The organism is Actinophytocola glycyrrhizae, assembly GCF_042653545.1.
Taxonomy (GTDB): Bacteria; Actinomycetota; Actinomycetes; order Mycobacteriales; family Pseudonocardiaceae; genus Actinophytocola; species Actinophytocola glycyrrhizae.
In genome coordinates this window covers 209,623-236,604 of record NZ_JBHSIS010000006.1, presented here as the reverse complement: position 1 = coordinate 236,604, position 26,982 = coordinate 209,623, and the positions used below count along the sequence as shown (strand labels likewise).

The following is a 26,982-nucleotide window of genomic DNA, read 5'->3' as shown; positions in this document are numbered from 1 at the left end:
GCTCACCCGATCCGGTCACGCACCCACTGACCGGCGGGCTTCAGGCGGGACGTCCCGGCGAACGGCCCGCCGGGGCAGGTGCCCTGGGTGAACACGGCACCGCTGCGGTGGTCGTCGGAGAAGTTCCAGTTCGTCCAGCTGATCCCCTTCTGTGCGGCCAGGTCCAGGTACCGCTGGGCCATCGCGAAGTCGTTCGGGCCGTCACCGGTGTACTCCTGGGTACCGAACTCCGTGATGAACATGGGAATCCGGTCGGCGGCACGGGACAGCGCGTTCAGGTACTCCTCGCCGTGGGAGGCCGCGTAGAAGTGGAACGTGTACATGATGTTCGAGGCGTTCACCGGGTTGGCGATCACCTCGGACTCGTCGGCGCCGTCGGAGACGCCGAGCGAGGACCACGCGCGGGTGCCGACGAGGATCGGCGTCTCCGGGTCGATCGCACGGATCACCGGGATCAGCTCCTCGGCGTAGCCCTTGATCCGCGACCACGGCACGTAGCTCGGCTCGTTCGCGATCTCGTACAGCAGGTTGGTGTTGTCGTTGTGCCGCCGCGCGATCTCGGAGAAGAACGTCTTCGCGCGTTCGAGGTTGTGGTACGGGTCGCCCGGGCTGAGCATGTGCCAGTCGACGATCGCGTACATGCCGCGCGCGGTCACCTCGTCGATGATCGACGACACCAGGTTCGTGTAGCCGGCCGGGTCGGTCTCGTAGCCGCCTTCCTGGATGTACATGGAGATGCGCATGACCGAGGCACCCCAGTCGTGCGCGAGCGCGTCGAGCGAGGCGTCGTTGACGCACTGGCGGTACCACTGGAGGCCGTGGGTGCTCATGCCGCGCAGCTGCACGGCCTGGCGTTGTTCGTCGCACAGCCGCACGCCGCACACCCGGAGCTGACCGCCCTCGGCGGCAGGCGTGACGGCGCCCGGGGCGACGGCCGCAGGCGTGTCGGCGGCCGGGGTGACGGCGCCCGGGGTGCCGGCGGCAGTGGGCGCGGGCGTGGCGGGCGCGGTGCCCGTCGGGACCACAAAGGACAGTGCGAGCAGAGGTACTAGCAGTGCGGACAGTTTCTTCCCCGACACAGGGGTCTCCCTTCTTGGCAGGGGTCAAGCGGTGGACCAAACAGTGCCGCGATCGCGAACAGCACCACCTCCCCTCCTCCCACCGAAACCCGCGAGTCCCCCATTCAGAACCCGCGAGTCCCGCGTTCGGAACCCGCGAGTCCCCGGTTCAGAACCGGCGAGTTCCCCATTCGGAACCGCTGAGTTGGCGTTTCGCGACGGAGACCGGAAACGCGAACCGCCAACTCGGCGGTCGTGAACGGGGGACTCGCGGGTCGCGAACGGGGGACTCGCGGGTTCTGAACCGGGGACTCGCGGGTTCCGAATGGGGGACTCGCGGGGTCATGGGGTCTCCTGGCGGCGGGTGAGTAGTGCGGTGCGGATCGTGGTGAGGGTGGTGTCCAGTGCGCCGAGCAGGACGGCGTCCTCGGTGAGAGTGGTGGCGGCGATCTCGGTGTCCAGTACGGAAAGCTCGCGCAGCGCGGTGCCGACGGCGTCGGCGAGCGCGGCGCCGCCCGCCTGGCCGACCTCGCCGGCGAGGACGACCAGCTCGGGGTCGAGCACGGCGACGACGGCGGCGATGCCGTAGGCGATGCGGGAAGCGAGCGGGCGCAGCAGCCGCTCGTCGGTCGCGGCGGTCGCGGCGCGGTCGGCGCCGATGCCGTGCTTCCGCGCCAGCGCCAGGATCGCCGGGCCGCCGACGAGTTCCTGGAAGTCGCCGTCCGGCCCGGCGGGCATGTAGCCGATCTCGCCCGCACCACCGCGGGCGCCGCGGATGATCCGGCCGCCGAGGTCGATGCCGAGGCCGAGACCCTCCTCGCCCAGCCACAGCAGGGCGAAGCTCTCCGCGTCCTTCGCGACGCCGCGCGCCCGCTCGGCCGCGGCGGCCAGGTTCACGTCGTTGTCCACGCTGACCAGCGTCGCGAGCCGCGCGCGGATGTCGTCGATCAGGCCGGGCCGGGACCAGCCCGGCACGTCGACGTACCGGATCGTGCCGTCGTGGTGCGCGCCGGGGACGCCGAGCTGCACGTGGTCGAGACGGTCCACCTTCGCCGCCCGGCACGCACCGCGCACGGCGTCGGCGACCGAGCGGACCGGGTCCTGCGCCAGCGGCGTGGTGACGCGGGCACGGACCTCGCCGGACAGGTCGCATACCGCGGTGACCAGACTGGAGTCCTTCTCCCGCAACGACACCGCGGCCGCGTAGGCGGCGTCGGGGTTCACGTCGTAGATGTCGGCGTTGGGGCCGGGCCCACCGCTGGTGCGGCCGATGACCCGTGCGAGACCCGCGTCCTGCAGGCGGCGCATCACGTCCGAGGTGGTCGGCTTGGCCAGGCCGGTCAGCTCACGCAGGTCGCCACGGGTGAGCGGGCCGCGGTCGAGCAGCAGGCGCAGCGCAGCGGACTCGTTGATCCCGCGGAGCAGACGAGAGGAACCGGCCTGTTGAGCCAACGCGCTGACCTCCGGCACAATGGTTAGACAACCTGTCTAACTATCACTTCGCAAGGTACGACCGCGAGCCGGACCGCGTCAAGGTCCACCCGGGCGGACGGGCGGCCCCGGGGTCAGGGGTGGTGGGTGGCCAGGTCCTCGACGATCGTGCACGCGTCGGTCACCGGGTCCAGCGAGTTCGCGTGCCCGGCGAGCTTGCCGAGCAGCGCCTTCAGTTGCCTGCGGTCGCTCGCGTCCAGGCTGGACAGCACGTGGGTCTCGGCGTGCGCGAGGCGCCGGTCGAGGTCCGCGAGCCGGTCGCGGCCGGTGTCCGTCGCGACGACGAGCCGGGTGCGCCGGTCGGCCGGCGCGGGTCTGCGGGCGACCAGGCCGGCGCGTTCGAGGTCGTCCAGCAGGTAGGTCATGACCGTGCGGTCGATGCCGAGCCGCTGGCAGAGGGCGGACTGGCTCTCGGGCCGCTCCTCGGTGGCGGCCTTCAGGATCTGGTAGCCGCGGTGGTTGCCCGGCAGGTCGCCGACCGCCGCGTCGGTCGCCCTGACATAGGCGCGGAAGACCACGCCGAGGGTCCAGCCGAGGTCGCCGTCGAGTGCTGCCACCCCATGATGATAGCCGACACAGAACGTCTGTCAGGCAGAACATCTGCATGTAATATCGTCGGCATGTCAGACTACGGCCACGAACTCGAGTTCGGTGTCTTCCTGCCGCCCGCCGCCGACCAGTTCGGCGCGGCGCTCCAGCTCGCGCGTCTCGCCGACGCGAGCGGGCTGGAACTCGTCAGCCTCCAGGACCACCCGTACCAGGCGCAGTTCCTGGACACGTGGACGTCCCTGTCGGTCATCGCCGCGGCGACCGAGAACGTGCGGGTGTTCCCCAACGTCGCCAACCTGCCGCTGCGCCCGCCGTCGGTCCTCGCCCGCAGCGCGGCGAGCCTCGACATCATCACCGGTGGACGCGTCGAGCTCGGGCTCGGCGCCGGCGCGTTCTGGGACGCCATCGTCGCGATGGGCGGCGAACGCCGCACGCCTGGCGAGTCCATCGCCGCGCTCGCCGAGGCCATCGAGGTCATCAGGGCCCTGTGGACTCCCGGCCGTGGCGCGAAGTTCGAGGGCAGGCACTACTCGCTCAAGGGCGCGCACCCCGGGCCGTTCCCCGTGCACCCCATCGGGATCTGGCTCGGCGCGTACAAACCACGCATGCTGGCGCTCACCGGCCGGACCGCCGACGGCTGGCTGCCGTCGAGCCCGTACGCACCGCCCGAGCAGCTGGCGGAGATGAACCGGATCATCGACGAGGCGGCCGAGGAGGCCGGGCGCTCGCCTGCGCAGGTCCGCAGGCTCTACAACATCACCGGCTCGTTCGCGGGCGGTGGCACGGAGTTCCTGCGCGGGCCGGTGGCGGTGTGGGTCGAACAGCTCGCCGAGCTCGCGCTCACGGAAGGGGTGAGCGGGTTCGTGCTGATGGTCGAACCCGATGGCGACGACGACCTGCGGCGGTTCGCCGAGGAGGTCGCACCGGGGGTGCGTGAGCTGGTCGACCGGGAGCGCAACCCCGGCACCGCAACGGTTTCCGCGCCGCCCGTACCGCCGGTGGTGCCGGTCGTGCCGGACGGGCTGGGTGTCACCCCGACACCGGACGACGGGCGCAGGCTGTCGCGGGAACGGCTGTGGGACGAGGCGGTCCGCCCGAGCGGTCCGGCGCCGTCACCCGACGCCGTGTACACCCCCGCTGGGCGTGCGGGCAGCCAGCGGCTCGTCGACATCCACGACCACCTGCGTGCCGAGCTGGCCCGGGTGCGGTCGCTGGTCAAGGAGGTCGCCGACGGTGCGCTCGACGTCGGCGCCGCGCGGTCGGAGATCAACACGATGACCATGCGGCAGAACAACTGGACGCTCGGCGCGTTCTGCGAGAGCTACTGCAGGCTCGTCACCGTGCACCACACCCTCGAGGACCGGCAGCTCTATCCGCAGCTGCGCGGCGGCGACGCCCGCCTCGGCCCGGTGCTCGACCGGCTGACCGAGGAACACCACGTCATCCACGACGTGCTGGAACGCGTGGACGCCGCCCTCGTCGCCACGGTCAGCGACCCCGGCGGCATCACCGAGCTGTCGGCCGCCGTCGACCTGCTCACCGACACGCTGCTGTCCCACCTGTCGTACGAGGAACGCGAGCTGGTCGAACCGATGGCACGCATCCCGATGCGCCACTGACCGGGAAACGCGCAAGAAGGCGTTCGTCCGGCCCCCCAGCGGACGAACGCCTCTTTGTGTGTGCCGTGTTACCGGCCGACCAGTCGGCCGGTCCGCCAGTCATTCGGGCGGCTCGTGTTGTTGTTCGTCGCGGACATGACATCTCCTCGGGAAGAAAGGGCGTCCGGTCACTCTTTTGGAGTCAGGACACTGGGTGGCCGAGCCGTTACAGTTGGGACCTCCGTTGAAGGGACACGGTGGTGCACGGCGTGGATCATCCGGACCCCGTGCGGGGGTGGAAGCGGCTCTCACCGCGCCGCTGGGTTCTATGGTCTCTGGCAAGACCGGTACTGGTATACATCCTCTTGGTGGAACTCGCAGCCGCGGCCACCGTACTGAGCACCATACCGCTGTTTCACGTCACTCCTCGTGACTGGCTGTGGTTCGGTCTCCTCGCACTGGCCGCCGTCTTCCACCTGGAGGCCGCGCGTGGGCTGGAGCGGGTCCGCGAGGTCACCGCGGAGGGTTCGCCGCACACGCACCTGCAGAGCGTGTGGTTCTTCGCGGCCCTGTTGCTGGTGCCGCCGCCGCTGGTCGTCGGCATCCTGCTGATCAGCTACGCGCACTCGTGGCTGCGGGTGTACCGGCGGCGTGCGCTCGTGCACCGCAAGGTGTTCTCCGCCTCGACCGTGGTGCTCGGGCTCGCCGGGGCGTACGTGGTGCTGGCCGCGATCTACCCGGCGCACACCGAGCCGTTCGCGGTGACGCTGAGCGGGCCGATCGCGCTCGTCGCGGTCGTGGCCGCCGGGTTCGTCTACTGGTTCGCGAACTACGCGCTCGTGGTCGGCGTCATCCTGCTCACCAACCCCGACCAGCCGGCCCGCAAGGCCCTCGGCAGGGCCAGCGACCAGCTGATGATCGCGGGCGCCATCGGGCTGGGCACCGGCATGACGGTCGTGATGATGTCCCAGCCGTGGTGGACACCGCTGCTGATCGTCACCGTGCTCGCGCTGCACATGGGGTTGCTGCTGCCGCAGTTCCGGGACGCCAGCCGGACCGACGCCAAGACCGGCTTGTTCGAGCCGACGTTCTGGGCCGAACTGACCAACGACGAGCTGGACCGGGCGCGGCGGCTCAACGGCACGCTCGGGTTGCTGCTGCTCGACCTCGACCACTTCAAGCGCGTCAACGACGGCTACGGGCACCTCGCGGGCGACATGGTGCTGCGTGCCGTCGCCGACGCGATCAGGCATTCCGTGCGCGGGCACGACATGGTGGGCCGCTACGGCGGTGAGGAGTTCGCCATCGTGCTGCCGGGCCTCGGGGTCGAGGACGTGCGGGCGGCGGCCGAGCGGGTGCGGGCCGCGATCAACGAGCTGGCCGTGACCGTGCCGGACCTCGACGGCGACACGCGCGTGATCCGCGGGCTGACCGCCTCGGTCGGCGCCTCGGTGTTCCCGCTGCACGGCACCGAACGGACGACGCTGCTGCTGGCCGCGGACGCCGCGCTGTACGAAGCCAAGACCGCGGGGCGGGACCGCACGAGGCTCGCGGACGAGACGCCCAGGATCGTGCCCGCCGCGCGGCGGTCGCAGGAATGGCACGGCCAGGCGCCCGGTCCCGTTCGCGACGACGCGGGTCAGGCCTACTGACGACGGTCCGATGTGGACGGCTAGGCGTTGGCGGCGGCCAGTGTGAGGTTGCGGCCGTCGGCGCTGCGCCACAGCCAGCCCACCGCGAGCACCGCGAGCACGCCGAGTGCTCCGGCGAGCCCGACCACCTGGTGTGGTGCCGCGAACTCGGCGGCCAGGCCCGCGAGCATCACGCCAAGGCCCTGCGCCACCCGCAGCGCGGTGACCGCGAGCCCGAACGCCTGCCCGCGCCGCTCGTCCGGCACCGCCAGCACGAACGACGTCGACGCGATCATGTGGTAGGAGCTGCCCGCCCCCGACGCCACGAACAGGATCACCACCACGACGAGGTGGGGATCGGTGAAGCACACCACGAGCGGCACGCACGCCGCCGCCGCCAGCGGGGCCAGCAGGCGCAGCCGGGTGGACAGCGGCAGCCGGGCGACGATCAGCATCCCGGCCGCCGCGCCCGCCGCGTACGCGGCGAACATGAGACCGACCGCGACCGGCCCGCCACCCAGTGCCGTCGCGTACGGCACCGCGAGCGCCTCCCCGACGATGTAGAACCCGGACACGCACGCGAACAGCACCAGCGCCCGCAACCGCAGGTTGGTCCACACGAGCCCGGCGCCCGCGGTCAGGTCGGACCACCACGTCCGCTCCACCACCGGCCCGTCGCCGGCAGGCACCGGCCGGGGCCGGACCAGCCACCACACGAGTGCAGCCGACAGCAGGAACGTGCCAGCGTCGGCCAGGAGCACCCCGCTGGTGCCGATGCCCGCGACGAGCGCGCCGCCGCCCGCGAACCCGATCACCTGCGCGGCCTGCGTGACCGTCTGCATCACGGCCTGACCGGCCGGGTAGAGCTCCTCGCCGAGCACCGCGGGCAGCAGCGCGCCGCGGGCCGCCGTCGCGGGTGCGCCGACCAGCTGCACCGCGACCAGCAGCACGCACACCACCCACAGCGGCGCGAACGGCAGCGCCATCAACGCGATCAGAGCGGCCCTGGCGAGGTCGGTGGTCACCATCAGACCGCGGCGCGGGTGCCGGTCGGCGAGCCCGGACAGCAGCGGACCGCCGACGAGGTCGGGCAGGAACGTGAGCCCGTAGGTGACCGCGGTCCACGCCGGTGACCCGGTCCTGGCGAACACCAGCACCGACAGTGCGACGCGTGCGAACTGGTCGCCGACGACCGACATCGAATGGGCGAAGAAGAGCGCGCGAAACTCGGGATTACCGAACAGCACGCGATATCTGACCGGCGAGTCGGTAGCCACAAGTCCTCCCCAGAAAGTGCTACTTTCCGCCACCGTCGAAACACGAACGGTACTACGGGGCCGACCTCGCCGGACAGATCTGAACGCAACGGATGCGGGCTTCGTTACATGAGACCATTGCGGTATGCGGTACCTCTTGCTCATCGGTGGCGAGGACGACGGCTCCGGCCGGTCGTCACAGGACGTGTGCGACGAGAACGAGTCGGTCGCGTGGGTGGAGGAGATGACGCGGCGCGGGGTGCTGCTGTCCGGCGAGCTGTTGCGGCCGCCGTCGGACGCCACGACCGTGCGGGTGCGCGACGGTGAGGTGCTGCTGTCGGACGGGCCGTTCGCCGAGACCAAGGAACAGATGGGCGGGTTCGGCGTGATCGAGTGCGCGAACCTGGACGAGGCCCTCGAGATCGCCGCGGCCCACCCGGTGGCGCGGCAGGGCATGATCGAGGTGCGGCCGATCTGGGAGTGAGCGACGACGTCGCGGCCGCGGTCTCGGTCGCCTTCCGCGACGAGTGGGGGCAGGTCGTCGCCACGCTGATCGGGGTGACGGGCGACTTCGACCTCGCAGAGGAGTGCGCCCAGGACGCGTTCGCGCGGGCCCTCGACCGGTGGCCGCGTGACGGGATCCCGCGCAAGCCGGGCGCCTGGCTCACCACGACCGCCCGCAACCGCGCGCTGGACCGGTTGCGGCGCGAGAAGGTCGGCGCCGAGAAGCTGCGTGAGCTGGCCGTGCTGCCTCTTCCCTGTGACGAGCCGCCGCCGGAGATCCACGACGACCGGCTACGGCTGATCTTCACGTGCTGCCACCCGGCGCTGGCGTTCGAGGCCAGGGTCGCGCTGACGCTGCGCACCCTCGCCGGCCTGACGACGGGGGAGATCGCGCGGGCGTTCATGGTGCCAGAGGCGACGATGGCGCAGCGGCTGGTCCGTGCGAAACGCAAGATCCGCAACGCGGGCATCCCGTACCGGGTGCCGCCCGCCGAACTGCTGCCCGCGCGGCTGACCGCCGTGCTCGGCGTGGTGTACCTGCTGTTCAACGAGGGCTACGCCGCGTCGGCGGGCGAGAACCTGGTGCGGCGCAACCTGTCGGCCGAGGCGATCCGGCTCGGCAGGGTCCTCGTGTCGCAGCTGCCCGACGAACCGGAGGCCATGGGGCTGCTCGCGTTGATGCTGCTGCACGACGCCCGCACCCCCGCCCGGGTGTCACCGTCGGGCGAGCTGGTGACACTGGAGGACCAGGACCGCGGGCTGTGGAACGCGGCGGCCATCGAGGCGGGCACGGTGCTGCTGGAAACCGCGCTGCGCATGGGAAAGCCGGGCTCGTACCAGGTGCAGGCGGCGATCGCGGCGTGCCATTCGACGGCGAAGACCGCGGCGGACACCGACTGGGCGCAGATCGCGTCGCTGTACGCGGAGCTGGGGAAGTACGTGCCTTCGCCGGTGGTCGCGCTGAACCACGCGGTGGCCGTCGCGATGGCCGAAGGCCCCTCGGCCGGGCTCGCGCTGGTGGACTCGCTGACCGGTCTCGACGGCTACCACCTGCTGCCCGCGACCCGCGCGGACCTGCTGCGGCGCCTCGGCCGCAGGGCCGAGGCGGCGTCGGAGTACCGCGCCGCGCTGGCGCTCGCCACCTCTGACGTGGAGAAACGCTACCTGGCGGGCAGGCTCGCCGAAGTCTCCGGGTAGGGGTGTCGATCCCGGCGGTTCCCGTTCGTCGGTGGACCGAAACCGGATCGAAGGAGGACACGCGGTGTTGACGAAGGCGTACGACGCGACGGCGGCCGTGCTCGCGGAAGTGACCGACTGGTCCGCACCCAGCCCGTGCGCGGGCTGGACGGTGCGGGACGTGGCGAACCACCTGGTGGACGCCATGTGCACGTTCGCGGCGGCGGTCGACGGCGGCCAGGGGGAGTACCGGGGCGAGGACCTGCCCGGCGCGTACCGGGAGGCGGCCGACCGGTGCCTCGCGGTGTTCGAGGACCCGGCGGTACTGGCGGCGTCGCACCCGTTCCCGCCCGGGCCGACGCCGGGTTCGGTGATCGCGCGGATCAGCCTGTCCGAGTCGCTGGTGCACGGGTGGGACGTGGCGCGTGGTGCCGGGGTGGCGTACCGGCCTGCACCGGAGGTGGTCGACGCGGTACGGGAGTTCACGGCCGGTCCGCCGCCAGAGGAGGGCATGTTCGCGCCGCCGGTGGTCCCGTCGTCCGACGACCCGATGACCGTGCTGCTGGCACACCTGGGGAGGAAGGCATGAGCGTGTCGACGTTCGGTTCCGCCGACGACCCGGCGGTGCTGCTGATCGGCGGTGCGGGCGCGTCGATGGACTGGTGGCCACCGGCGTTCTGCCGCATGCTGACCGGCCGGTACGTCATCCGCTACGACCACCGCGACACCGGCGACGCGCCGAGCTACCCGCCGGGGGCGCCCGGCTACACCGGGACCGACCTGGTGACCGACGCGCTCGCCGTGCTGGACGGCCTGGGGGTGGCGGCCGCGCACGTGGTCGGCATCTCGATGGGCGGCGGCATCGCGCAGGAGCTGGTGCTGGACCACCCGGACCGGGTGCTGTCCCTGACCGCGATGTCCACCACGGCGGGCGCCGGTGACCCGGACCTGCCGGGCATGGTTCCGTTGGAGTTCCCGCCGGACCCGGACTGGGCCGACCAGGCCGCGGTCGTGTCGCACCTGGTGGCGGGGCAGCGGGTCATGTCGGCGGAACCCTTCGACGAGCGGGAGATCCGCGAGATCGCCGAGATCGCGGTCGCGCGCACGACGAACCTGGAGTCCAGTCAGAAGAACCACTACGCGACCACCGACGACTCCGGACCGTGGCGGCACCGGCTGCCCGGGATCGGCGTCCCCGTCCTGGTGCTGCACGGCGACTCCGATCCGCTTTTTCCGCTGCCCCACGGAGAAGCGCTGGCCCGGGAGATCCCGGGCGCGCGGCTGGTGGTACTGGAGAACACCGGCCACGAGTTCCCGGGTCGCAACTGGCCCGTGGTGGCCAAGGAGATCCTCGGTATCTCCCGGTGACCCGGCGCTTCCGGGGCGGTCAGCCGCGCGCGGCCAGGAAGCGGGCTCTTCCTTCGGCCAGGTCCACAATGGGCGACGGGTAGCCGGTCACCGGTTTCTCCCACGGGCGGTGCACGTGTCTTCCGTCCACACCGGACAGTTCCGGGACGTGCCTGCGCACGTACTCGCCGTCCGGGTCGAAGCGCTCGGCCTGTCGCAGCGGGTTGAGGACGCGGTTGGGGCGGGTGTCGGTGCCGGTGCCCGCCACCCACTGCCAGTTCATGCAGTTGTTGGCCACGTCGCCGTCGAGCAGGTGCCGGAAGAAGTGCGCGGCGCCCGCCCGCCAGTCGAGGTACAGCGTCTTCGTCAGGAACGAGCCGACGATCAGCCTGGCGCGGTTGTGCATCCAGCCCTCGGCGAGCAGTTGGCGCATGCCCGCGTCCACGATCGGGATTCCCGTCTCGCCGGCCTGCCACGCCGACAGCGCGTCCTCGTCGTCGAGCCAGCGGTCGCCGCGTGGGCGGTAGTCGGTGTGCGCGGCGGCTGGGCGGGCCGCGAGGACCTGGTGGTGGAAGTCGCGCCACGCGAGCTGGCGGACGAACTCCGCCGACTTCTCCGCGCGCCGCGCCACCTCCAGTGCCGAGACGCAGCCGAGGTGCAGGTACGGGGACAGCCGTGACGTGCCGTCCTTCGGCAGCGCGTCGTGGTTGTCCGCATAGGACTCCGCCGACGAGCGCACCCACTCCGTCACCCGGTGGCGTGCCGCCGTCTCCCCGCCGGGGAAATCGTTGCGCTTGGCCGAAAGCACGGCAGCCGCCCGGATCGCCGGCAGCGTGACGCGCCGTGGCTTCGGTGCCTCGGCACGCCATGACGTGGCCGCCCACCGGCGGTGGTAGGGGCTGAACACCGAGAAGTGGTCCGACCCGGACGGGGTGACCGCGCCCGGCGGCACGACCGTGTGCACGTCGTCGTGCACCACGAACTCGCACGTCAGCGCCGACCGCAGCGCCTCCTCCCGCGCCATGGCGAACGCCGACACGTCACCGGCGATGTGGACCCGGTCGGCGCAGACCTCCCGCGCGACCCGGCAGACCTCCCGCACCGGGTCGCCGTCGCGCACGACCAGCCTGCCGCCGAGGTCGCGCAGTGACGCGTCCAGGTCGGTGAGGGACTCGTTCAGGAACTTCCTGCGGCCCGCCGCGAAGTCGGTGCCGCTGATCCGGGAGTCGCGGACGAACAGCGGCACCACCGCGTCCGCGCCGAGGACCGCCGCGGCGAGCATCGGGTTGTCGTGCACCCGCAGGTCACGCGTGAAGACGGCGACCGTCGTCGTCATTTACGGGTCGCCAGCGCCGACAGCGCGCACAGCAGGCCCCAGCCGCCCGCGATCGCGATGATCTTCTTCTGTTCCGGTTTCCCCGCCATGGCCTTGCCGAGCACCACCAGGTCACCGGCGTCGGACGCGACCCGCACGCCGATCGCGACCCGCATCGCCCTTCGCGATGGCGCGACCGCCATCGCCACCCCGGACGCGAGGTCGCGGATGCCGAGCGTGCGGGTGAACGTGTGCAGGTCGGGGTCGTCCTGGGACATCCCGGAGGGCTTCAGCAGCAGCGCGGGCCGCACCGTGATCGCGGCACCGTAGGCGGCGGTCGCGAGGCCGAGCAGCCGGGGCAGCAGAAATCTCATGGTGTCGTCTCCTCGTGTTCGGCGGCGCCGGTGATGTTGCGTGCCATGCCACCGAAGATGATGTCGTGGAAGGGCGCGATCGACTTCCAGTACACGTGCCCGGCGAGCCCGTGGGGTTCGAAGATCGCCCGTTGGCGGTACACCGACCCTCCGTTCTCGCCACGTTCGGCGCACAGTTCGAGCCACGCCCGGCCCGGTACCCGCATTTCGGCGCGGAGGCGCAGGAGGTTGGGTCGGTCGAGCCGTTCGACCCGCCACCAGTCGAGCGCCTCACCGGTGTGCAGGCGGCGCGGGTCGCGGCGGCCCCTGCGCAGGCCGACGCCACCGGCCAGGCGGTCGATCCAGCCCCGCACCGACCACGCGAGCGGGAACGAGTACCAGCCGTGCTCGCCGCCGATGGCCTCGATGACCTGCCACAACGTGTCCGGGTCCGCGCTGGTGGCCAGCTCGCGCACGTCGGTGTACACGCTGCCGCCGGACCAGGTGGGGTCGGTCGGCAGCGGGTCGGAGGGCGCACCGGCGTCGGACCAGCGCGTCGGCACGTCGGACCGGCGGATGCGGGTGAGCGCCAGCTCGATGGCCTGCTCGACGTGGACGAGGCCCGCGTCCGGGTCGGGGATGTGCGCGGCGATGTCGCGGTCACCGGCGACGACCTCGTGCACCAGCGACTCGATCAGCGGGACCGCGATGCCGCGCGGCACCGGCGTGACCAGGTTGATCCACTGCGCGGACAGCCACGGCGTCAGCACCGGCACGGGCACCACCACGCGTCTGGGCAGCTTCGCGACCACCGCGTACTTGCGCATCATGTCGAGGTAGGTCAGCACGTCCGGGCCGCCGATGTCGAACGCGCGGTCCACGTCGGGCGGCAGCGCGGCCGCGTGCACGAGGTAGTGCAGGACGTCCCGCACCGCGATCGGCTGGATGCGGTTGTGCACCCACTTCGGCGTGATCATCGCGGGCAGCCGTTCGGTGAGGTAGCGCAGCATCTCGAAGCTCGCCGAGCCAGAGCCGATGATCACCGCGGCGTTGAGCACGACCGTCGGCACACCGGAGCCGAGCAGGACCTGCCCGACCTCGCGGCGCGACGCCAGGTGCGGCGAGAGCTCCTCGCCGTCGGGTGCGATGCCGCCGAGGTAGACGATCCGTTTCAGGCCCGCGTCGTGCGCCGCGTGCGCGAGCGTGGCCGCCAGGTCGCGGTCCCGGTCGACGAAGTCCTTCCGCTGCAGCGAGTGGACGAGGTAGTAGACGACGTCCTGGCCCGCCAGCGTGTCCTGGACGGAACGGGCGTCGGACAGGTCGGCACGCACCACCTCGGCCTGGTCCCGCCACGGCGTCTCGGCGAGCTTGCCGGGGTCCCGGGCGATCGCGCGCACCGTGTGGCCCGCGTCGAGCAGTGCGGGCACGAGCCGCCCGCCGATGTACCCCGTCGCTCCGAACACCACGCACCGCATGGAGCCGATCCTTGCCGACCGGGCGCGTTCTCGCAGATCAGGCGCTGATGGCGGCGACCGTGGCCTGGGCGAGCGCGACCAGGTCGCCCGGCGCGACCTCGATCTCCAGCCCTCGTCTGCCGCCGCTGCAGAAGATGGTGCCGAACCGCTCCGCCGAGCTGTCGACCACGACGGGCAAACGTTTGCGGTGCCCGAGTGGCGCGATGCCGCCCGCCACGTACCCGGTGGCCCGCTCGGCGGCCGCGACGTCGGCCATCTTCGCCTTCTTGCCGCCCGCGGCCGCGGCGAGCGCCTTGAGGTCCAGCTGCCCGGACACCGGCACGACCCCGATCGTGAGGTGCCCGTCGACCTCGGCCACGAGCGTCTTGAACACCCGCTCGGCGGGCAGCCCGAGCAGCTCGGCCGCCTCCAGCCCGAAGGACGCCGACCTCGGGTCGTGGTCGTACTCGTGCACCTGGTGCGCCACCTTCTTCTTCGCCAGCAGCGCGATAGCCGGAGTTCCTTTGCCCGCCATGCCGGGGAATCTAGCCGCGGCTGTCTTCCTCGCGTCCGGGGCGTCACCGGTGCAGAATCGCGGGCATGAGGTTCCTGCTCCTGCTCTGTGCCGACGAGACGACGCCCGTCCCGGACGTGCTGCCCGGCTGTACCGAGTGGTCGGCCGCGCTGACGGCGCGGAACGCGCTGGTCACGACCATGGGGCTGCACCCGCCCGAGACCGCGAGCACGCTGCGGGTCCGCGGCGGTGAGGTGCTGATGACCGACGGCCCGTTCGCCGAGACGAAGGAGCAGATGGGCGGGCTCGCGTTGATCGAGGCGGAGTCGGCGGGGGAGGCGCGGCGGATCGCGGCGACGCACCCGTGGGCGCGGTTCGGGGCCATCGAGGTGCGCCAGGTCTTCTGAGCGCCGACAACAACTATCGTCTTGACAAATATTATTGTCGGTGCGATGGTTCACGCATGTTCGAAGTCGCCGTCATCGAGGACCCGGCCGCCGCCGAGGTCTCCCTGGACCCCATCCGGGTACGCCTGCTCGCGGCGCTGGCCGAACCCGGGTCGGCGACCACGCTCGCCGGGCGGGTCGGCCTGCCCCGCCAGAAGGTCAACTACCACCTGCGCGCGCTGGAGAAGCACGGGCTCGTCGAACTGGTCGAGGAGCGCCGCAAGGGCAACGTGACCGAGCGCGTGCTGCGGGCCACCGCTGCCTCCTACGTGATCTCGCCCGCCGCGCTCGCGGCCGTCGCACCCGACCCGGGCCGGTCCGCCGACCGGCTGTCGGCCCGCTGGCTGCTCGCGCTCGCGGCGCGGCTGGTCAGGGACGTCGGCTCGCTGATCACCGGGGCCGACAAGGCGAAGAAGCGGATCGCGACGTTCGCCGTCGACGGTGAGATCCGGTTCGCCAGCGCACAGGACCGGGCCGCGTTCGCCGAGGAGCTGGCGACCGCGGTCACCGGCCTCATCGGCAAGTACCACGACGAGTCGGCCGAGGGCGGGCGCAGGCACCGCCTCGTCGTCGCCGTCCACCCGAGCGCGGACGGGGCCGCGTGATGGGGCGCGAGTTCGCCTCGGAAGAGGAGCTGCGGGTCGACGCCACCCCCGACGAGGTGTGGGCGGCGATCGCGACCGGCCCCGGCATCGACTCCTGGTTCATGGGCCGCAACGAGGTCGACGCGGGCCGGGCCGTGCGGCAGGCGTTCGCCGGCTACACGCCCCAGCACGAGGTCACCGCGTGGGAGCCGGGCAAGTGGCTCGCCTACGGTTCGAGGCCCGCGCCGGACGGCCGGTTCGTGGCGTTCGAGTTCCTCATCGAGGGCCGTGACCGCGGCAGCACGGTCCTGCGCGTCGCCAACAGCGGCTTCGTGCCCGGCGACGACTGGGCGGACGAGTTCGAGGCGATGGCCAAGGGAAACGCGCTGTTCCTGGCCACGCTCGCCACGTACCTCGACCACTTCGCGGGCCGCTTCGCGACCCCGGTCACCGCGTTCGGGCCGATGGTCACCGACTGGCCGCGCACCCGCGCGAAGCTCGTCGCCGCGATCGGCCGCGACGGTGACCGGGTGCGGTTCACGCCCGGCGGACTGCCGCCGGTCGACGGCGTCGTCTACTTCGAGAACGAGGACGTCATCGGAATTCGCGCCGACGACGCGATCTACCGTTTCCTGCGTGGTTTCCGCGGGCCCGTGATGGCCTGCCACCACATTTTCACCGACATTTCCCCGGACGCCACCGAGCAGGCCTGGGTGGACTGGCTGAACACGAAGGACCTGACATGAGCACGACGACTTCAGCGGACGGCACGACAATCGCGTACGAGGTTTCCGGCGACGGCCCGCCGCTGGTGATCGTGGACGGCGCCATGTGCTACCGCGACTCCGGCCCGTCCCGGCCGCTCGCCGCCGAGCTGGCCGCGGACTTCACGGTGTACACCTACGACCGGCGCGGCCGCGGCGAGTCCCCGGACGCGGAGTTCACGACGCAACGCGAGATCGAGGACCTCGAGTCGGTCGTGAAGGAGGCGGGCGGCACCGCGTACGTGTTCGGCGCGTCCTCGGGTGCGATGCTGGCCCTGGAGGCCGCGAACGCCGGTGTCGGCGTCACGAAACTCGCGATGTACGAGCCGCCGCTGATCGTCGACGGCACCCACGCGCCGGCCCCGGAGTCGGCGCTGCCGGAAATGCGTGCGCTGGTGGCGGAAAACCGTCGCGGCGACGCGGTGACCGCGTTCATGAAATCGGTGGACGTGCCCGGTTTCGGCATTCTGATGATGCGGCTGCTGCCGGTGTGGAAGAAGCTGAAGGGCGTCGCGCACACGCTGCCGAACGACCTGGTGCTGCTGGAGGGCCTGCGGCAGGGCCGTCCGCTGCCCGCCGACCGCTGGACGAGCGCGACGATGCCCGCGCTGGTGGCCGACGGCGGCAAGAGCCCGGAGTACATGCGCAACAGCGCGGCGGCACTCGCGGCGGTGCTGCCGAACGCCCGGCACGAAACCGTGCCAGGACAGACCCACCTGGTAAAGGCAAAAGCCCTGGCCCCAACACTGAAAACCTTCTTCCACAACTAAGCAACACCCCCACCAAAACCCGCGAGTCCCCGTTTCGGAACCCGCGAGTCCCCCGTTCAGGACCCGCGAGTTCCCCGTTCGCGACTCGCGAGTCCCCCGTTCAGAACTCGCGAGTCCCGCGTTCGGGACCCGCGAGTTCCCCGTTCAGAACTCGCGAGTCCCGCGTTCGGGACCCGCGAGTTCCCCGTTCGCGACCGCCGAGTTGGCGGTTGGTGACAGGGGCCGGAACGCGAACCGCCAACTCACCGGTTCTGAACGGGGGACTCGCCGGTTCCGAAACGGGGACTCGCGAGTCCTGGACGGGGGACTCGCGAGTCCTGGGCGGGGGACTCGCGGGTTAGGCTGGGGGTTTGGTTGTGTGGACGGTTGGGTCGCCCTGTTTGAGCCACACCTCCGGGGTGTCGATCGGGCGGAAGGAGCGGTCGCCGCCGGGTTCCCGGGTGTTCGGGACGGTGTCGCCGTTGGGCAGGTGCATGATGAAGTTCACCGGTTCGGTGTCGTCGGCGAGCGGGATCTCGTACACCGCCCACCCGTTCTCGACCCTCGTCACCGGCCACGGCCGGTCCCACGCGATCTGCGCCAGCACCGCCGGGTCGACCGCGTCGCCCCACATGTGCAGGCCCCACTGCCCTGCGTCGGTGTCGTAGTCACCGGCCGGCCGCAGGTACCGCAGCGTCGCCGTCTCCAGCGGCGGGCCCGCGTACCGCACGGTCCGCACCTCCGACCGCGCCTTGCCCAGCGTCGCCCGGTACGCCACCGGCGTGCCCGGCGCCAGGTCCAGCGCACCGAGGTCGTCGAACACCGTGTACGCGGGCGACGTGCTGTCGCTGCCGATCGCGGTCCACTCACCGCCGTCGACGCTGCGCTCGAACGACACCACGTGCGTCGCCTTCTCCGGGTCCGCCGACGCCCGCACCTCGACCGTGCCGCGCACGCCGCCACCGTCGGCGGGTGCCTCGATGGTCAACTTCGGCTCGGGCACGCGACCGCGGACCGTGCCGCTGGCCCGCGTGTGCCTGCCGTTGTCCAGCACCACGGCGCGGTACTCGACGGGTGTGCCGGGGGCGTACGCCGTCGTGTCGTGGAAGACGCGGTACGGGGCGTTGTCGTCGGTGCCGATCGGCTGCCAGCGGCCACCGGCCACCCGCGCCTCGAACGACACCTCGTACAGCGACGATCCGCGCACGTCGGCGGCGATCTCCACCCGGCCCTGCGCGGCCGGTGCCGGTGCCGCGAGCGAGATCGCGGGCGCGCGGTGCGAGCGCGGGATCCGGCCGTCCAGCGCGTAGACCACAGTGGACAGTGCGGGCACGGTGACGGTCAGCTTGCCGTCCCGGCCGGTCTTGGCGCGGGCCGGACCGGTGCCGTACACCTTGCGGTAGTTCGACTTCGTCGTGTACGTCGGGACCGCCGCCGTCACCGGCGACTCGCTGTTGTTCAGCGCCACCACGTACTCGCGCTGCTGGCGCCGGTCGATCCGGGAGAACGCGTAGACGCCCGCGGACGCCGACGACAGCCTGCTCTGGTGCACACCGTCGCGCAGCGCCGGGTGCCGCTCGGTGACCGACGCGAGACCGGCGATCGTGCGGTAGAGCGGGTGCGAGGTGGTGAAGTTGTCGACCGCGTGGGTCGCGTCCGTGCCGAGCAGGTCGTCGTCGAGGTACTCGGGCACCTGCGAGGCGAACAGCGTCTGCCGCGCGTCCTGGTCACCGCCCGGCCCGGTGAAGCCCTGCTCGTCGCCGTAGTAGATCACCGGGTTGCCGCGCGAGAAGTACATGAGCTCATGGCCGAGCCGGTCGCGCGCCACCCACTCGGCGTCACCGGCGCCCGGGTTGTCGGCGACGACGAACCCGCCGAAGCGGCCCATGTCGTGGTTGCCGAGGAACGTGGGCAGGTCGTAGACGTTGGAGTCGGCGTCGGTGTACCAGTCGTCGTCGGCGAAGAACGTGGCGAGGTCGTCGGTCGGCGCGCTGCTCGCCGCGAACTCGCGTGCCGCGTCCTGGAACGGGAAGTCCAGCACGGACTGCATCGTGCCGGTCGTCGTGAAGTGCGAGGTGTAGCTCTTCGTGGTGTCGAAGACCTCGCCGAACATGAAGAACTCGCGCTTGCCGTGCTCGTGGGCGAACTTGAGCACCCTTGGCCCGAACTCCTGCCAGAACGCGTCGTCGACGTGCTTCATCGTGTCGATGCGGAACCCGTCGATCCCGAAGTCCTCGATCCACTTCTGGTAGATCTCGACCATGCCGTCGACCACGCGCGGGTTCTCGGTGAACAGGTCGTCGAGGCCGAAGAAGTCGCCGTACTGGGAGTCCTCACCGACGAACGTGGTGTCGCCCCGGTTGTGGTAGAGCGTGACGTCGTTCAGCCAGGCCGGGACCTTGAGGTTCTGTTCGGCCGGGTCGAGCACCGGGGTGTACGGGAAGGACGTCGCCGGGTCGAGCGCGGGGAAGTCGTCCCCGCCCGCGTGGTCGCGGTCGTCGAACACGGCGCCGTCGGCGGTCGTGTACGGCGCGACGTCCTTGGACGTGTATGCCTTGCGCGCGCCTTCCTCGTAGCCGATGACGTCGGCGGTGTGGTTGGTGATGATGTCGAAGTAGACCTTCATGCCGCGGTCGTGCGCGTCGTCGACGAGCGCGGCGAGGTCGGCGTTGGTGCCCAGGTGCGGGTCGATCTGGGTGAAGTCGGTGATCCAGTAGCCGTGGTAGCCGGCGGACGGGCCGTCCTCCAGCTGCACGGCCTTGTTCTTGAAGCTGGGGGTGAGCCAGATCGACGTGGTGCCCAGACCCTGGATGTAGTCGAGTTCGCTCCGCAGCCCGGCGAGGTCACCGCCGTTGTAGAAGCCCTTCCTGGTGGGGTCGAAACCGGACACGAGCGGGTCTTCTGGCAGCCCGCCGCGGTCGTTGCCGGTGTCGCCGTTGGCGAACCGGTCGGCCATGACGAAGTAGAAGTTCTCGTCGGTGACCGGCCCGCGCAGCGAGTGACGTGCCTGCGGCCCGCCGTCGCGGGCGTCACGGTCCGCGGCGGCCGGGGTCGTCAACCCGGCCATGAGCAACGGAACCAGAAGCGCCACCGCGGCGCGACGGACAGACATGGTGGCCCTCCATTGGGTTCGTCCCGGCGGGGAACGATAACCGTGTGCAGGGCCTCCCAGCGAGCGCCAACCAGACCAATTCCAGCGCCCTGTGGACAACCGGCCCGCACCCTCCCGAAACTGTCGGTCCCCAGGGGTAGCGTTGAAACCGGGGGACCCCCTGGCCGTGCGAGTGGGACTCTCGTCCGGTGCGGGGCTTGACACCCGGCCGCCGGGAAGAAACGGGCGCCGGCGCGGGTTGTGCTGGGACGTGACTCCGGTACCGCTCTCCGTGCTAGAACTCGCCCCCGCAGCCCGCGACGCCACCGCGACCGAAGCGCTGCACAACACCGCTGAGCTGGCCAAACGGGTCGAAGCGCTCGGCTACCGGCGGATCTGGGTCGCCGAGCACCACAACATGCCCTCGATCGCCAGCTCGTCGCCCGCGGTGCTGATCGCACACCTCGCCGCCGTGACGTCGACCATCCGCGTCGGTTCCGGCGGGGTGATGCTGCCCAACCACGCGCCACTGGTGGTCGCCGAGCAGTTCGGGACGCTGGAGGCACTGCACCCCGGCCGCGTCGACCTGGGCATCGGCCGTGCGCCGGGCACCGACCAGCGGACCGCGCTCGCACTGCGCAGGACCATGGCCGGGCTGTCCGCGGAGGGCTTCCCGCAGGAGCTGTCCGACCTGATCGGTTACTTCCAGGGCGACAACGACCTCATCCAGGCGGTGCCGGGCCGGGGCAACGAGCCCGCGATCTGGCTGCTCGGGTCCAGCGGGTTCTCGGCGCAGCTGGCGGGGATGCTGGGGTTGCCGTTCTCGTTCGCGCACCACTTCAGCTCTGCCAACACCGTGCCTGCGCTCGAGCTGTACCGGGAACACTTCCGCCCGTCGCGCTGGCTGTCCGAGCCGTACGCGAAGGTCGCGGTGAACGTGGTCTGCGCCGACACGGACGAGAAGGCTCGCTGGCTGGCGGGCCCGTCGGCCCTGGCGTTCCTGAAGCTGCGCACCGGCAGACCGGAGGCACTGGTCCCGCCGGAGGAGGCGGCCGAGTACCCGTACAACGAGGTGGAACGGGCCTTCGTCGAGGACCGCTGGCGCGACCAGGCGGTCGGTTCCCCGGAGACCGTGCAACGACAGCTGCAGAACCTGCTCACCCGCACGGGCGCGAACGAACTGATGCTGACGACGATGGTCTACGACCTCGCGGCCCGCACCCACTCGTTCGAACTGGTGGCGGAGAAGGTGGCCCCGACGCTGACCCGCTAGTCGCCCACTTCCGCGAAGACCGCGCTGACCTGCGAAAACCGCGAACCCGGCCGGAACGCAACCCCCACCCGAACCCGGGGGCGTCCCGCCATGCCAGTTTACCGGTGTCCACCGACCGGGTGAGGGATGTCGATCTTGCCTGTGGACAACCGGGGCGGCTGTGGACAACTCGGGTTCGCGGGCGGGCGGTGGTCGGGGTGGCGACCTAGGGTTGCTGCCATGACGAACGCGGCGGCTTCTGGCACTTTCCGGCTCGGTGGTGATCTTCCGGTCGTGCGGCTCGGGTATGGGTCCATGCAGCTCACCGGGTATGGCGTGTGGGGGGAGCCGGACGATCCGGCCGCCGCGGTGCGGGTGTTGCGGCGCGCGGTGGAGCTGGGGGTCGACTTCATCGACACGGCGGACTCCTACGGGCCGTTCGTCGCCGAGTCGTTGATCCGGGAGGCGTTGCACCCGTACGACGGGGTGTGCGTCGCGACCAAGGCGGGGTTCACGCGGCAGGGGCCGCACCAGTGGACGGCGCTCGGGCGGCCGGAGTACCTGCGGCAGCAGGTGGAGCTGTCGTTGCGGCATCTCGGGGTGGAGCGCATCGACCTGCTGCAGCTGCACCGGATCGATCCGACGGTGCCGGTCGCGGACCAGGTCGGTGCGCTGGCCGAACTGCGGTCGGAGGGCAAGATCCGGCACATCGGGTTGTCGGAGGTGTCCGTCGCCGACATCGAGGAGGCGACCCGGACGGCGCCGATCGTGTCGGTGCAGAACCTGTACAACGTCGCCGACCGGCGGGCTGAGGACGTGCTGGAGTTCTGCGAGGCGGCGGACATCGGGTTCATCCCGTGGTTCCCGCTGGCCACCGGGGAGCTGGCGAAGGAACGCGGGCCGCTCGCGTCGATGGCCGGGCGGCACTCGGCGTCGCCCTCGCAGCTGGCGCTGGCGTGGTTGTTGCGCCGGTCGCCGGTGATGTTGCCGATTCCGGGGACGTCGAGCGTGGCGCACCTGGAGGAGAACGTCGCGGCCGCCGGGATCGAGCTGTCGGACGACGAGTTCGAGGCGATCGCCAAGGCGGCCTGACGGTGCTGGTGGCCGCCTGAGGGGCGGCTCAGGCGGCCGGAGCAGGACAACGGTGACGCCGACAAACGTGGGCGAGGATGGTCACCCACGGCTCGGATTGTCCGGCGTCACCGTCGTCCCGGCTCCCCGACCGCAACCGAAGTTGGCGCGGTCCCCCATTTCGTACACGGTTCGCCTCGGCGCACTGCAAGGTGCGTAACACCCCGACTCGTGGGTGCGCCGACGTGACCAGCGGATACGGTGAACCCACGTCACTCGTTTGGCGTAGCGCCGTCAGGGGAACACGGAGAGTCCCCGTCGGGCACACTGGGATCGGGACCATGTTCTGGAGGGGGTCCAGCGATGCATCAGGAGAGCCTGCCGTACCGGCACGGCATCCATGAGGCGATGGGCGTGCTGTCCGGGCAGTGGGTCACCGCCGTCCTCGCGTCGTTGACCGCCCGCCCGATGACCTACTCAAAGTTGCTCGAACACATCAACCACTCCGAAGAGCGACACGGATGGGTCACGCACGAGCGGCCACTGCGACAGAAGGTGCTCACCGACACGTTGCACCGCATGCAACGGGACGGGCTCGTGGTCAAGATCAGCAGACCGAGCCGGTTCGGCTCCACCTGGTACCAGCTGACGCCGATGGGCCGGTCCCTGCTGCGGTCGCTGCTGCCGCTCGCCAAGTGGGCCGAGGACCACCGCGGCGACCTGTCGCAGGCCCGCGCCGCGTACCTGGCGGCACAGGAAGCCGCGGGCCCGCCCACCCGGCGCGGCTAGTGTCCCGTGCCGGATTCCCGGCACGGGACACTAGGTCAGGTCGCCGATCACGGCCACGATGCTCTGCACCTGGTTGCGCCCGGAGTCCTTCGCGACGAACAACGCGTCGTCCGCGGCGAGCAGGACGTCCTGCAGCTCCGGCCCGAACTCCGGGTACAGGGCGATGCCGATGGACACCGACAGCTCGTCGATCACCGTGCCACCGGCCGTGCCACCGACCGGAACCCGCAGCTCACGGATCCGCTCGCGCATCCGCTCCGCGATCCCGCGCAGCGTCTCCTGCGTGACCTCCGGGCACAGCACCACGAACTCCTCGCCGCCCCAGCGGCCCACCACGTCGTACCTGCGGGCGGACGCCGCCAGCACGTCGGCGACCGCCTGCAGCACCTGGTCGCCGACCAGGTGGCCGTGGGCGTCGTTCACCGCCTTGAAGTGGTCGAGGTCGATCATCAGCACACCGACCTGTGACTCGTCGCGGGCGGCGCGCTGGATCTCGGCCGTCGCCAGGTTCGTCCACGACGTCGCGTTGGCGAGGCCGGTCTTCTGGTCGGTCGACGCGGCCTCCTCCAGCTGCCGCATCAGCACGCTGCGGTGCAGCACCAGCAGCGCGGGCACGATCATCACCGCCCACAGCGGGTTGAAGGTGATCAGCAGGCCGGTGATGGCGCCGAGGCCGAGGGTGCCGTACTCGAGCGCGTTCTCCTTGCCGGTGCCCAGGGCGCGGCGCAGGTCAAGGCGCTTCTCGTGCAGTGTGATCGCGCAGGCGACCAGGCCCGAGTTCACGCACGAGTAGGCCACCACGGCCAGCGCGATCGCCACGACCACCAGCGGCTGGTCCCATCCGCCGAGGCTCTCGGGCGCGAACAGGTGCCGGATGGTCCACGCGGTGTGCGCGGCCAGCACGACCGTCGACGCCGTGAACACCAGCCGGTACGGGCGCACGCCACGCACCCGGTACCAGCTGCGCCAGAACAGGTGGAGGTACAGCAGGCACACGACGGCCGGGGTGAGCACGGGCGGCAGGACCAGCGCGGCGGAGAACGTCCACACCGAGGTCAGGTTCACGTGCGGGGTGTCGTTGAAGCGCCGCCGCACCCGTTCGACATGCCGGGACAGCTCACCCATCGTCACGCCGAGGAAGACGATGATGCCGAGGGTGACCACCGCGTTCCGGTCGACGACGGAATGTCCGGCGAGGAAAGCGGTGACCCCGATCGCCGCCGCCTCCACCAGCAGGATGAGCGCCAGCACCCTCGTGGGCTCGTCCCACAGCGCCCACCGCCACGGCGCCCTGGACCGGTCACCGGTCGAAAGGGATGCTGGTTGGGCCGATCGGGCGAAAACCACCTGATCAGCGGCCCCGTTGCCGTGCTCGGCGGCAGTCCCCTCGGGAGGAGGTGCGCACGATGACGAACAAGGACTGGTGATCTCCGTGCTCTGTGCCATGGCCCGGTCAGCGGCCTTGACGTCAGCTTCGTCATCCCCATCCGCAGGAGGAGGTGCCTTCGATGATGAACAAGGACTGGTGAGCTCCCCGTGCTTCTCGGCGTCGTCGGGTTCGCGCCCACCCGCCTGCTCGGGTGACTGCCCCTGGCGGGAGCGGGCGCGAAGCCACGACGCGCCACTGAGTCCGGTCAACGCCACGCCGGCAACACCTCCGGTTGCGACCGCGAGGACGGGGTCGGTCGCGTCGGCGAGGACGCCGGCGGCGAGCACCGCGACGCCCTGTGACGACAACACCCCCGCGCCGGCGAGCCCGGCAGCGGCGCCCCGGCGGTGGTCGGGGACGCTGACGACGAAGGCCGCCTGCGCGAGGATCAGATAGGCGGTGGCGCACGCTCCGGAGATCCCCCAGAGCAGCACCACCACGAACAGCGGTGGCTGGAAGAGGCACAACACGAGTGGCACGCCCGCCGCGACGGCGAGCCACGTGGTCATCGCGGGCCGCCGGTCCTGCGGCAGTCTCGGTACGAGCCACGCGCCGACGATGCTGCCAGCGGGATCGGCGGCCATCAGCAGCCCCACGCCGATGGCGGCCGCGCCGAGCGTGTCGGCGTAGGGCGCGGCGAGGCCCTCGGGGACGGTGAAGATCCCGACCGTCCACGACAGCGCGACCAGCGCCCGGAGGCGGCGGTCCTGCCAGAGCATGCGGGCGATGCCGGTGTCCCGGCCCTGCGACTCCGGCGCGTCCGGCACCGGCCGGTGCCGGACCCGGGCGGCGACCACGGCCGCGGCGACGACGAACGTGACGGCGTTGAGCCCGAGCGCGACGTGCGGGTCGAGCACGACGAGCAGCGCGCCGCCGCCGAGGAAACCACCGACCTGGGCGAACTGGTTGGTGACGGTCCGCAGCGACAGGCCGGTGACGTACCGGCTGCCTTCGAGGATCGTGGGGAGCAGCGCCTGCTGGGCCGCCTTGAACGGCGCGCCACCGAGCGTGAGCAGGAAGACCAGCGTGAGCAGCACCGGCAACGGCAGCCCCGGCACGGCCATGAGCCCGGCGACGACCGCCCGCGCCAGGTCGGCGCCGATCATCAGCTCGCGGCGCGGGAACCGGTCGGCGAGCGGGGCCAGCACAACCCCGCCGAGCAGGGCGGGGAGGAAGGTGAGCGCGTAGGTGAGGGCGGTCCAGCCAGCCGAGTTGGTGTGCCGGTAGACGAGCACGGCGAGACCGACCCGCGCGAGCTGGTCACCCGCGACCGACAGCAGTTCCGCGGCCCACAGTGCGCGGAACTCACGCACCGCGAGAACATCGCGAAACCCCGCCTGACGCCCCATTCCGCCGTCCTCGTTCCGCCACCGACGGGTCGTCCGCCGCCTCGAACAACCCGCCGTTCCGACCCTAGATCCAAGCCTGACCGAGAACGCGGTCACGCCCGTTGTCCACCCGAATGGCCCATCGGGGTGACCGAGAGTGATCTCAGTGGGGATGCTCCGTTTCCCGCCACGCTACCGGCACCCACCGACAGTCCCCGGCCGCCGAGCTACCGGTCCCGGCGGAACGTGCGGCGGTACTGGTCCGGGGCGACGCCGACCGTGCGGTGGAAGTGGCGGCGCAGGGTGGCGGCCGTGCCCATGCCGGTGCGGTCCGCGATCAGGTCTACGGCCAGGTCGGTCGTCTCCAGCAGTTCCTGCGCGCGGTGCAGGCGCTGGTTGTGCAGCCACCGCAACGGTGTCGTGCCCGTGGTGGCGACGAAGTGCCGCGCCAGGTTGCGCGAGCTCATGCCCGCCCGCGACGCGAGCTGCTCGACGGTCAACGGCTCGTGCAACCGCTCGACCGACCACCGCATGACGGCCTCGAGCGGACTGCCCGTGGCAGGTGAGGGCGCGGCGATGAACTGGGCCTGGCCGCCGGACCGGTGCGGCGGCACGACCAGCCGCCGCGCGAGCGTGTTGGCGGCCGCCGCGCCGTGGTCCTTGCGCACCACGTGCAGGCACAGGTCCATGCACGCCGCCTTGCCCGCGGAGGTGAGGACCGGGTCATCGTCCACGTACAGCACGTCCGCGTCGACCTCGACCTCCGGGTAGCGGCGGGCCAGGTCCGCGGCGTGCGCCCAGTGGGTGGTGACCCGCCTGCCGTCGAGCAGCCCGGCGGCGGCGAGCACGAACGCGCCGGTGCACAGCGACATGATCCGGGCGCCGCGGGCGTGCGCGGCCCGCAACGCGGCGACCACGTCGGCGGGTGGCTCGGCGTCGACGTCGTGACACGAGGGGACGACCACCGTGTCCGCGCCCGCCACCGGGCCGAAGCCGCTGGCCGTCGCCACCCTGGCCAGCTCGCCCAGCCACGCCGACCTCGGCCCGTAGACCGTGAGGTCGTACCACGGGTCCGCGATGTCGTCGCGGACCACGCCGAACACCTCGACCGCCGTCGCCGCCTCGAACAGCATCGCGCCCTCGTACAGCACCAGTGCCACCGACCGCATGTCCGAAAGTGTACCGATGCGGTCTGATCAGACACTCGTGCCGGCGGCGCGGCCACGTGACCAT

24 protein-coding genes are annotated in these 26,982 nt (G+C 71.4%); 13 read left to right on the top strand and 11 right to left on the bottom strand.

The window, feature by feature from the left end; genetic code table 11:
• Window positions 1-2: 2 nt before the first annotated feature.
• The 3 genes from ACFPCV_RS11815 to ACFPCV_RS11805 form a co-directional block, all read right to left on the bottom strand.
• Window positions 3-1,025, bottom strand: a complete 1,023-nt coding sequence (locus ACFPCV_RS11815; protein ID WP_378056139.1) for a glycoside hydrolase family 5 protein — start codon at window positions 1,023-1,025, stop codon at window positions 3-5.
• A gap of 375 nt (window positions 1,026-1,400) precedes the next feature.
• Window positions 1,401-2,510, bottom strand: coding sequence for an ROK family transcriptional regulator (locus ACFPCV_RS11810; protein ID WP_378056138.1), 1,110 nt, complete (start codon window positions 2,508-2,510; stop codon window positions 1,401-1,403).
• 113 nt (window positions 2,511-2,623) lie between these two features.
• The gene (locus ACFPCV_RS11805) at window positions 2,624-3,106 is read right to left on the bottom strand and encodes a MarR family winged helix-turn-helix transcriptional regulator (protein ID WP_378056137.1); all 483 of its coding nucleotides are present in this window, start codon (window positions 3,104-3,106) and stop codon (window positions 2,624-2,626) included.
• A 63-nt stretch (window positions 3,107-3,169) separates the two neighbouring features.
• On the opposite strand from ACFPCV_RS11805, the gene ACFPCV_RS11800 reads away from it, so the two are divergent.
• Together ACFPCV_RS11800 and ACFPCV_RS11795 are read left to right on the top strand one after the other, a co-directional pair.
• Window positions 3,170-4,717, top strand: a complete 1,548-nt coding sequence (locus ACFPCV_RS11800; RefSeq protein ID WP_378056136.1) for an LLM class flavin-dependent oxidoreductase — start codon at window positions 3,170-3,172, stop codon at window positions 4,715-4,717.
• A gap of 347 nt (window positions 4,718-5,064) precedes the next feature.
• A complete protein-coding gene (locus ACFPCV_RS11795) occupies window positions 5,065-6,348 on the top strand; it encodes a diguanylate cyclase (RefSeq protein WP_378056135.1) in 1,284 nt (427 codons plus the stop codon).
• A gap of 20 nt (window positions 6,349-6,368) precedes the next feature.
• Here ACFPCV_RS11795 and ACFPCV_RS11790 read toward each other — a convergent pair whose 3' ends face one another.
• A complete protein-coding gene (locus ACFPCV_RS11790; RefSeq protein WP_378056134.1) occupies window positions 6,369-7,604 on the bottom strand; it encodes an MFS transporter in 1,236 nt (411 codons plus the stop codon).
• 124 nt (window positions 7,605-7,728) lie between these two features.
• Here ACFPCV_RS11790 and ACFPCV_RS11785 point away from each other — a divergent pair, with 124 nt between their 5' ends.
• From ACFPCV_RS11785 to ACFPCV_RS11770, 4 genes are all read left to right on the top strand, one after another.
• Window positions 7,729-8,067: a YciI family protein gene (locus ACFPCV_RS11785; RefSeq protein WP_378056133.1), complete on the top strand. Its 339-nt coding sequence runs from the start codon at window positions 7,729-7,731 to the stop codon at window positions 8,065-8,067.
• Window positions 8,064-9,284, top strand: a complete 1,221-nt coding sequence (locus ACFPCV_RS11780) for an RNA polymerase sigma factor (RefSeq protein ID WP_378056132.1) — start codon at window positions 8,064-8,066, stop codon at window positions 9,282-9,284. Before ACFPCV_RS11785 ends, ACFPCV_RS11780 begins: the two co-directional genes overlap by 4 nt.
• 64 nt (window positions 9,285-9,348) lie before the next feature.
• On the top strand, window positions 9,349-9,852 hold the full coding sequence (locus ACFPCV_RS11775; RefSeq protein ID WP_378056131.1) for a TIGR03086 family metal-binding protein: 504 nt from the start codon (window positions 9,349-9,351) through the stop codon (window positions 9,850-9,852).
• Entirely contained in the window at window positions 9,849-10,631 is a 783-nt protein-coding gene (locus ACFPCV_RS11770; RefSeq protein WP_378056130.1) for an alpha/beta fold hydrolase, read from the top strand. Before ACFPCV_RS11775 ends, ACFPCV_RS11770 begins: the two co-directional genes overlap by 4 nt.
• 19 nt (window positions 10,632-10,650) lie before the next feature.
• On the opposite strand, the gene ACFPCV_RS11765 is transcribed toward ACFPCV_RS11770, so the two are convergent.
• Genes ACFPCV_RS11765 through ybaK form a run of 4 tightly spaced genes read right to left on the bottom strand, consistent with a single transcriptional unit; the run spans window position 10,651 to window position 14,267 of the window.
• A complete protein-coding gene (locus tag ACFPCV_RS11765) occupies window positions 10,651-11,946 on the bottom strand; it encodes a cryptochrome/photolyase family protein (RefSeq protein WP_378056129.1) in 1,296 nt (431 codons plus the stop codon).
• Window positions 11,943-12,299: a hypothetical protein gene (locus ACFPCV_RS11760; RefSeq protein WP_378056128.1), complete on the bottom strand. Its 357-nt coding sequence runs from the start codon at window positions 12,297-12,299 to the stop codon at window positions 11,943-11,945. The genes ACFPCV_RS11765 and ACFPCV_RS11760 overlap by 4 nt, the downstream gene beginning before the upstream one ends.
• Window positions 12,296-13,753 (bottom strand): SDR family oxidoreductase, encoded by a 1,458-nt coding sequence (locus ACFPCV_RS11755; RefSeq protein WP_378056127.1) that lies wholly within the window; start codon window positions 13,751-13,753, stop codon window positions 12,296-12,298. Before ACFPCV_RS11755 ends, ACFPCV_RS11760 begins: the two co-directional genes overlap by 4 nt.
• A gap of 37 nt (window positions 13,754-13,790) precedes the next feature.
• Window positions 13,791-14,267 (bottom strand): Cys-tRNA(Pro) deacylase, encoded by a 477-nt coding sequence (ybaK, locus tag ACFPCV_RS11750; protein WP_378056126.1) that lies wholly within the window; start codon window positions 14,265-14,267, stop codon window positions 13,791-13,793.
• A 65-nt stretch (window positions 14,268-14,332) separates the two neighbouring features.
• Between ybaK and ACFPCV_RS11745 the strand changes: the two genes are divergently transcribed.
• From ACFPCV_RS11745 to ACFPCV_RS11730, 4 genes are read left to right on the top strand one after another with little or no spacing between them, the layout of a single operon-like run.
• Window positions 14,333-14,653, top strand: a complete 321-nt coding sequence (locus ACFPCV_RS11745; protein WP_378056125.1) for a YciI family protein — start codon at window positions 14,333-14,335, stop codon at window positions 14,651-14,653.
• 56 nt (window positions 14,654-14,709) lie between these two features.
• Window positions 14,710-15,297 carry an ArsR/SmtB family transcription factor gene (locus tag ACFPCV_RS11740; RefSeq protein WP_378056124.1) on the top strand — a complete coding sequence of 196 codons (588 nt, stop codon included), beginning with the start codon at window positions 14,710-14,712 and terminating at the stop codon, window positions 15,295-15,297.
• Window positions 15,297-16,022, top strand: a complete 726-nt coding sequence (locus tag ACFPCV_RS11735; protein WP_378056123.1) for an SRPBCC family protein — start codon at window positions 15,297-15,299, stop codon at window positions 16,020-16,022. Before ACFPCV_RS11740 ends, ACFPCV_RS11735 begins: the two co-directional genes overlap by 1 nt.
• On the top strand, window positions 16,019-16,810 hold the full coding sequence (locus tag ACFPCV_RS11730; protein WP_378056122.1) for an alpha/beta fold hydrolase: 792 nt from the start codon (window positions 16,019-16,021) through the stop codon (window positions 16,808-16,810). The genes ACFPCV_RS11735 and ACFPCV_RS11730 overlap by 4 nt, the downstream gene beginning before the upstream one ends.
• Window positions 16,811-17,147: 337 nt before the next feature.
• Here ACFPCV_RS11730 and ACFPCV_RS11725 read toward each other — a convergent pair whose 3' ends face one another.
• Window positions 17,148-19,901, bottom strand: a complete 2,754-nt coding sequence (locus tag ACFPCV_RS11725) for an alpha-amylase family glycosyl hydrolase (RefSeq protein WP_378056121.1) — start codon at window positions 19,899-19,901, stop codon at window positions 17,148-17,150.
• Between the two features lie 271 nt (window positions 19,902-20,172).
• Here ACFPCV_RS11725 and ACFPCV_RS11720 point away from each other — a divergent pair, with 271 nt between their 5' ends.
• The 3 genes from ACFPCV_RS11720 to ACFPCV_RS11710 all read left to right on the top strand — a co-directional run bounded on the left by ACFPCV_RS11720 (window position 20,173) and on the right by ACFPCV_RS11710 (window position 22,992).
• Entirely contained in the window at window positions 20,173-21,153 is a 981-nt protein-coding gene (locus ACFPCV_RS11720) for an LLM class flavin-dependent oxidoreductase (protein WP_378056120.1), read from the top strand.
• A 219-nt stretch (window positions 21,154-21,372) separates the two neighbouring features.
• Window positions 21,373-22,224, top strand: a complete 852-nt coding sequence (locus ACFPCV_RS11715) for an aldo/keto reductase (RefSeq protein ID WP_378056119.1) — start codon at window positions 21,373-21,375, stop codon at window positions 22,222-22,224.
• A 342-nt stretch (window positions 22,225-22,566) separates the two neighbouring features.
• Complete coding sequence (locus tag ACFPCV_RS11710) at window positions 22,567-22,992, top strand: winged helix-turn-helix transcriptional regulator (protein WP_378056118.1); 426 nt, start codon at window positions 22,567-22,569, stop codon at window positions 22,990-22,992.
• A 30-nt stretch (window positions 22,993-23,022) separates the two neighbouring features.
• Here the strand turns inward: ACFPCV_RS11710 and ACFPCV_RS11705 are convergent, their stop codons facing one another.
• Together ACFPCV_RS11705 and ACFPCV_RS11700 are read right to left on the bottom strand one after the other, a co-directional pair.
• Window positions 23,023-25,734, bottom strand: a complete 2,712-nt coding sequence (locus tag ACFPCV_RS11705) for an MFS transporter (protein WP_378056117.1) — start codon at window positions 25,732-25,734, stop codon at window positions 23,023-23,025.
• A 242-nt stretch (window positions 25,735-25,976) separates the two neighbouring features.
• Complete coding sequence (locus ACFPCV_RS11700; RefSeq protein WP_378056116.1) at window positions 25,977-26,918, bottom strand: helix-turn-helix domain-containing protein; 942 nt, start codon at window positions 26,916-26,918, stop codon at window positions 25,977-25,979.
• Window positions 26,919-26,982 lie beyond the last annotated feature (64 nt).

Excerpts from the sequence above, each read along its gene's own strand:
- ybaK (WP_378056126.1), bottom strand. The coding sequence starts at position 14,267 with ATGGCGGGCAAAGGAACTCCGGCTATCGCGCTGCTGGCGAAGAAGAAG.
- ACFPCV_RS11770 (WP_378056130.1), top strand. The coding sequence starts at position 9,849 with ATGAGCGTGTCGACGTTCGGTTCCGCCGACGACCCGGCGGTGCTGCTG.
- ACFPCV_RS11725 (WP_378056121.1), bottom strand. The coding sequence starts at position 19,901 with ATGTCTGTCCGTCGCGCCGCGGTGGCGCTTCTGGTTCCGTTGCTCATG.
- ACFPCV_RS11715 (WP_378056119.1), top strand. The coding sequence starts at position 21,373 with ATGACGAACGCGGCGGCTTCTGGCACTTTCCGGCTCGGTGGTGATCTT.
- ACFPCV_RS11800 (WP_378056136.1), top strand. The coding sequence starts at position 3,170 with ATGTCAGACTACGGCCACGAACTCGAGTTCGGTGTCTTCCTGCCGCCC.
- ACFPCV_RS11755 (WP_378056127.1), bottom strand. The coding sequence starts at position 13,753 with ATGCGGTGCGTGGTGTTCGGAGCGACGGGGTACATCGGCGGGCGGCTC.
- ACFPCV_RS11760 (WP_378056128.1), bottom strand. The coding sequence starts at position 12,299 with ATGAGATTTCTGCTGCCCCGGCTGCTCGGCCTCGCGACCGCCGCCTAC.
- ACFPCV_RS11730 (WP_378056122.1), top strand. The coding sequence starts at position 16,019 with ATGAGCACGACGACTTCAGCGGACGGCACGACAATCGCGTACGAGGTT.
- ACFPCV_RS11765 (WP_378056129.1), bottom strand. The coding sequence starts at position 11,946 with ATGACGACGACGGTCGCCGTCTTCACGCGTGACCTGCGGGTGCACGAC.
- ACFPCV_RS11735 (WP_378056123.1), top strand. The coding sequence starts at position 15,297 with ATGGGGCGCGAGTTCGCCTCGGAAGAGGAGCTGCGGGTCGACGCCACC.
- ACFPCV_RS11745 (WP_378056125.1), top strand. The coding sequence starts at position 14,333 with ATGAGGTTCCTGCTCCTGCTCTGTGCCGACGAGACGACGCCCGTCCCG.
- ACFPCV_RS11700 (WP_378056116.1), bottom strand. The coding sequence starts at position 26,918 with ATGCGGTCGGTGGCACTGGTGCTGTACGAGGGCGCGATGCTGTTCGAG.
- ACFPCV_RS11740 (WP_378056124.1), top strand. The coding sequence starts at position 14,710 with ATGTTCGAAGTCGCCGTCATCGAGGACCCGGCCGCCGCCGAGGTCTCC.
- ACFPCV_RS11785 (WP_378056133.1), top strand. The coding sequence starts at position 7,729 with ATGCGGTACCTCTTGCTCATCGGTGGCGAGGACGACGGCTCCGGCCGG.
- ACFPCV_RS11710 (WP_378056118.1), top strand. The coding sequence starts at position 22,567 with ATGCATCAGGAGAGCCTGCCGTACCGGCACGGCATCCATGAGGCGATG.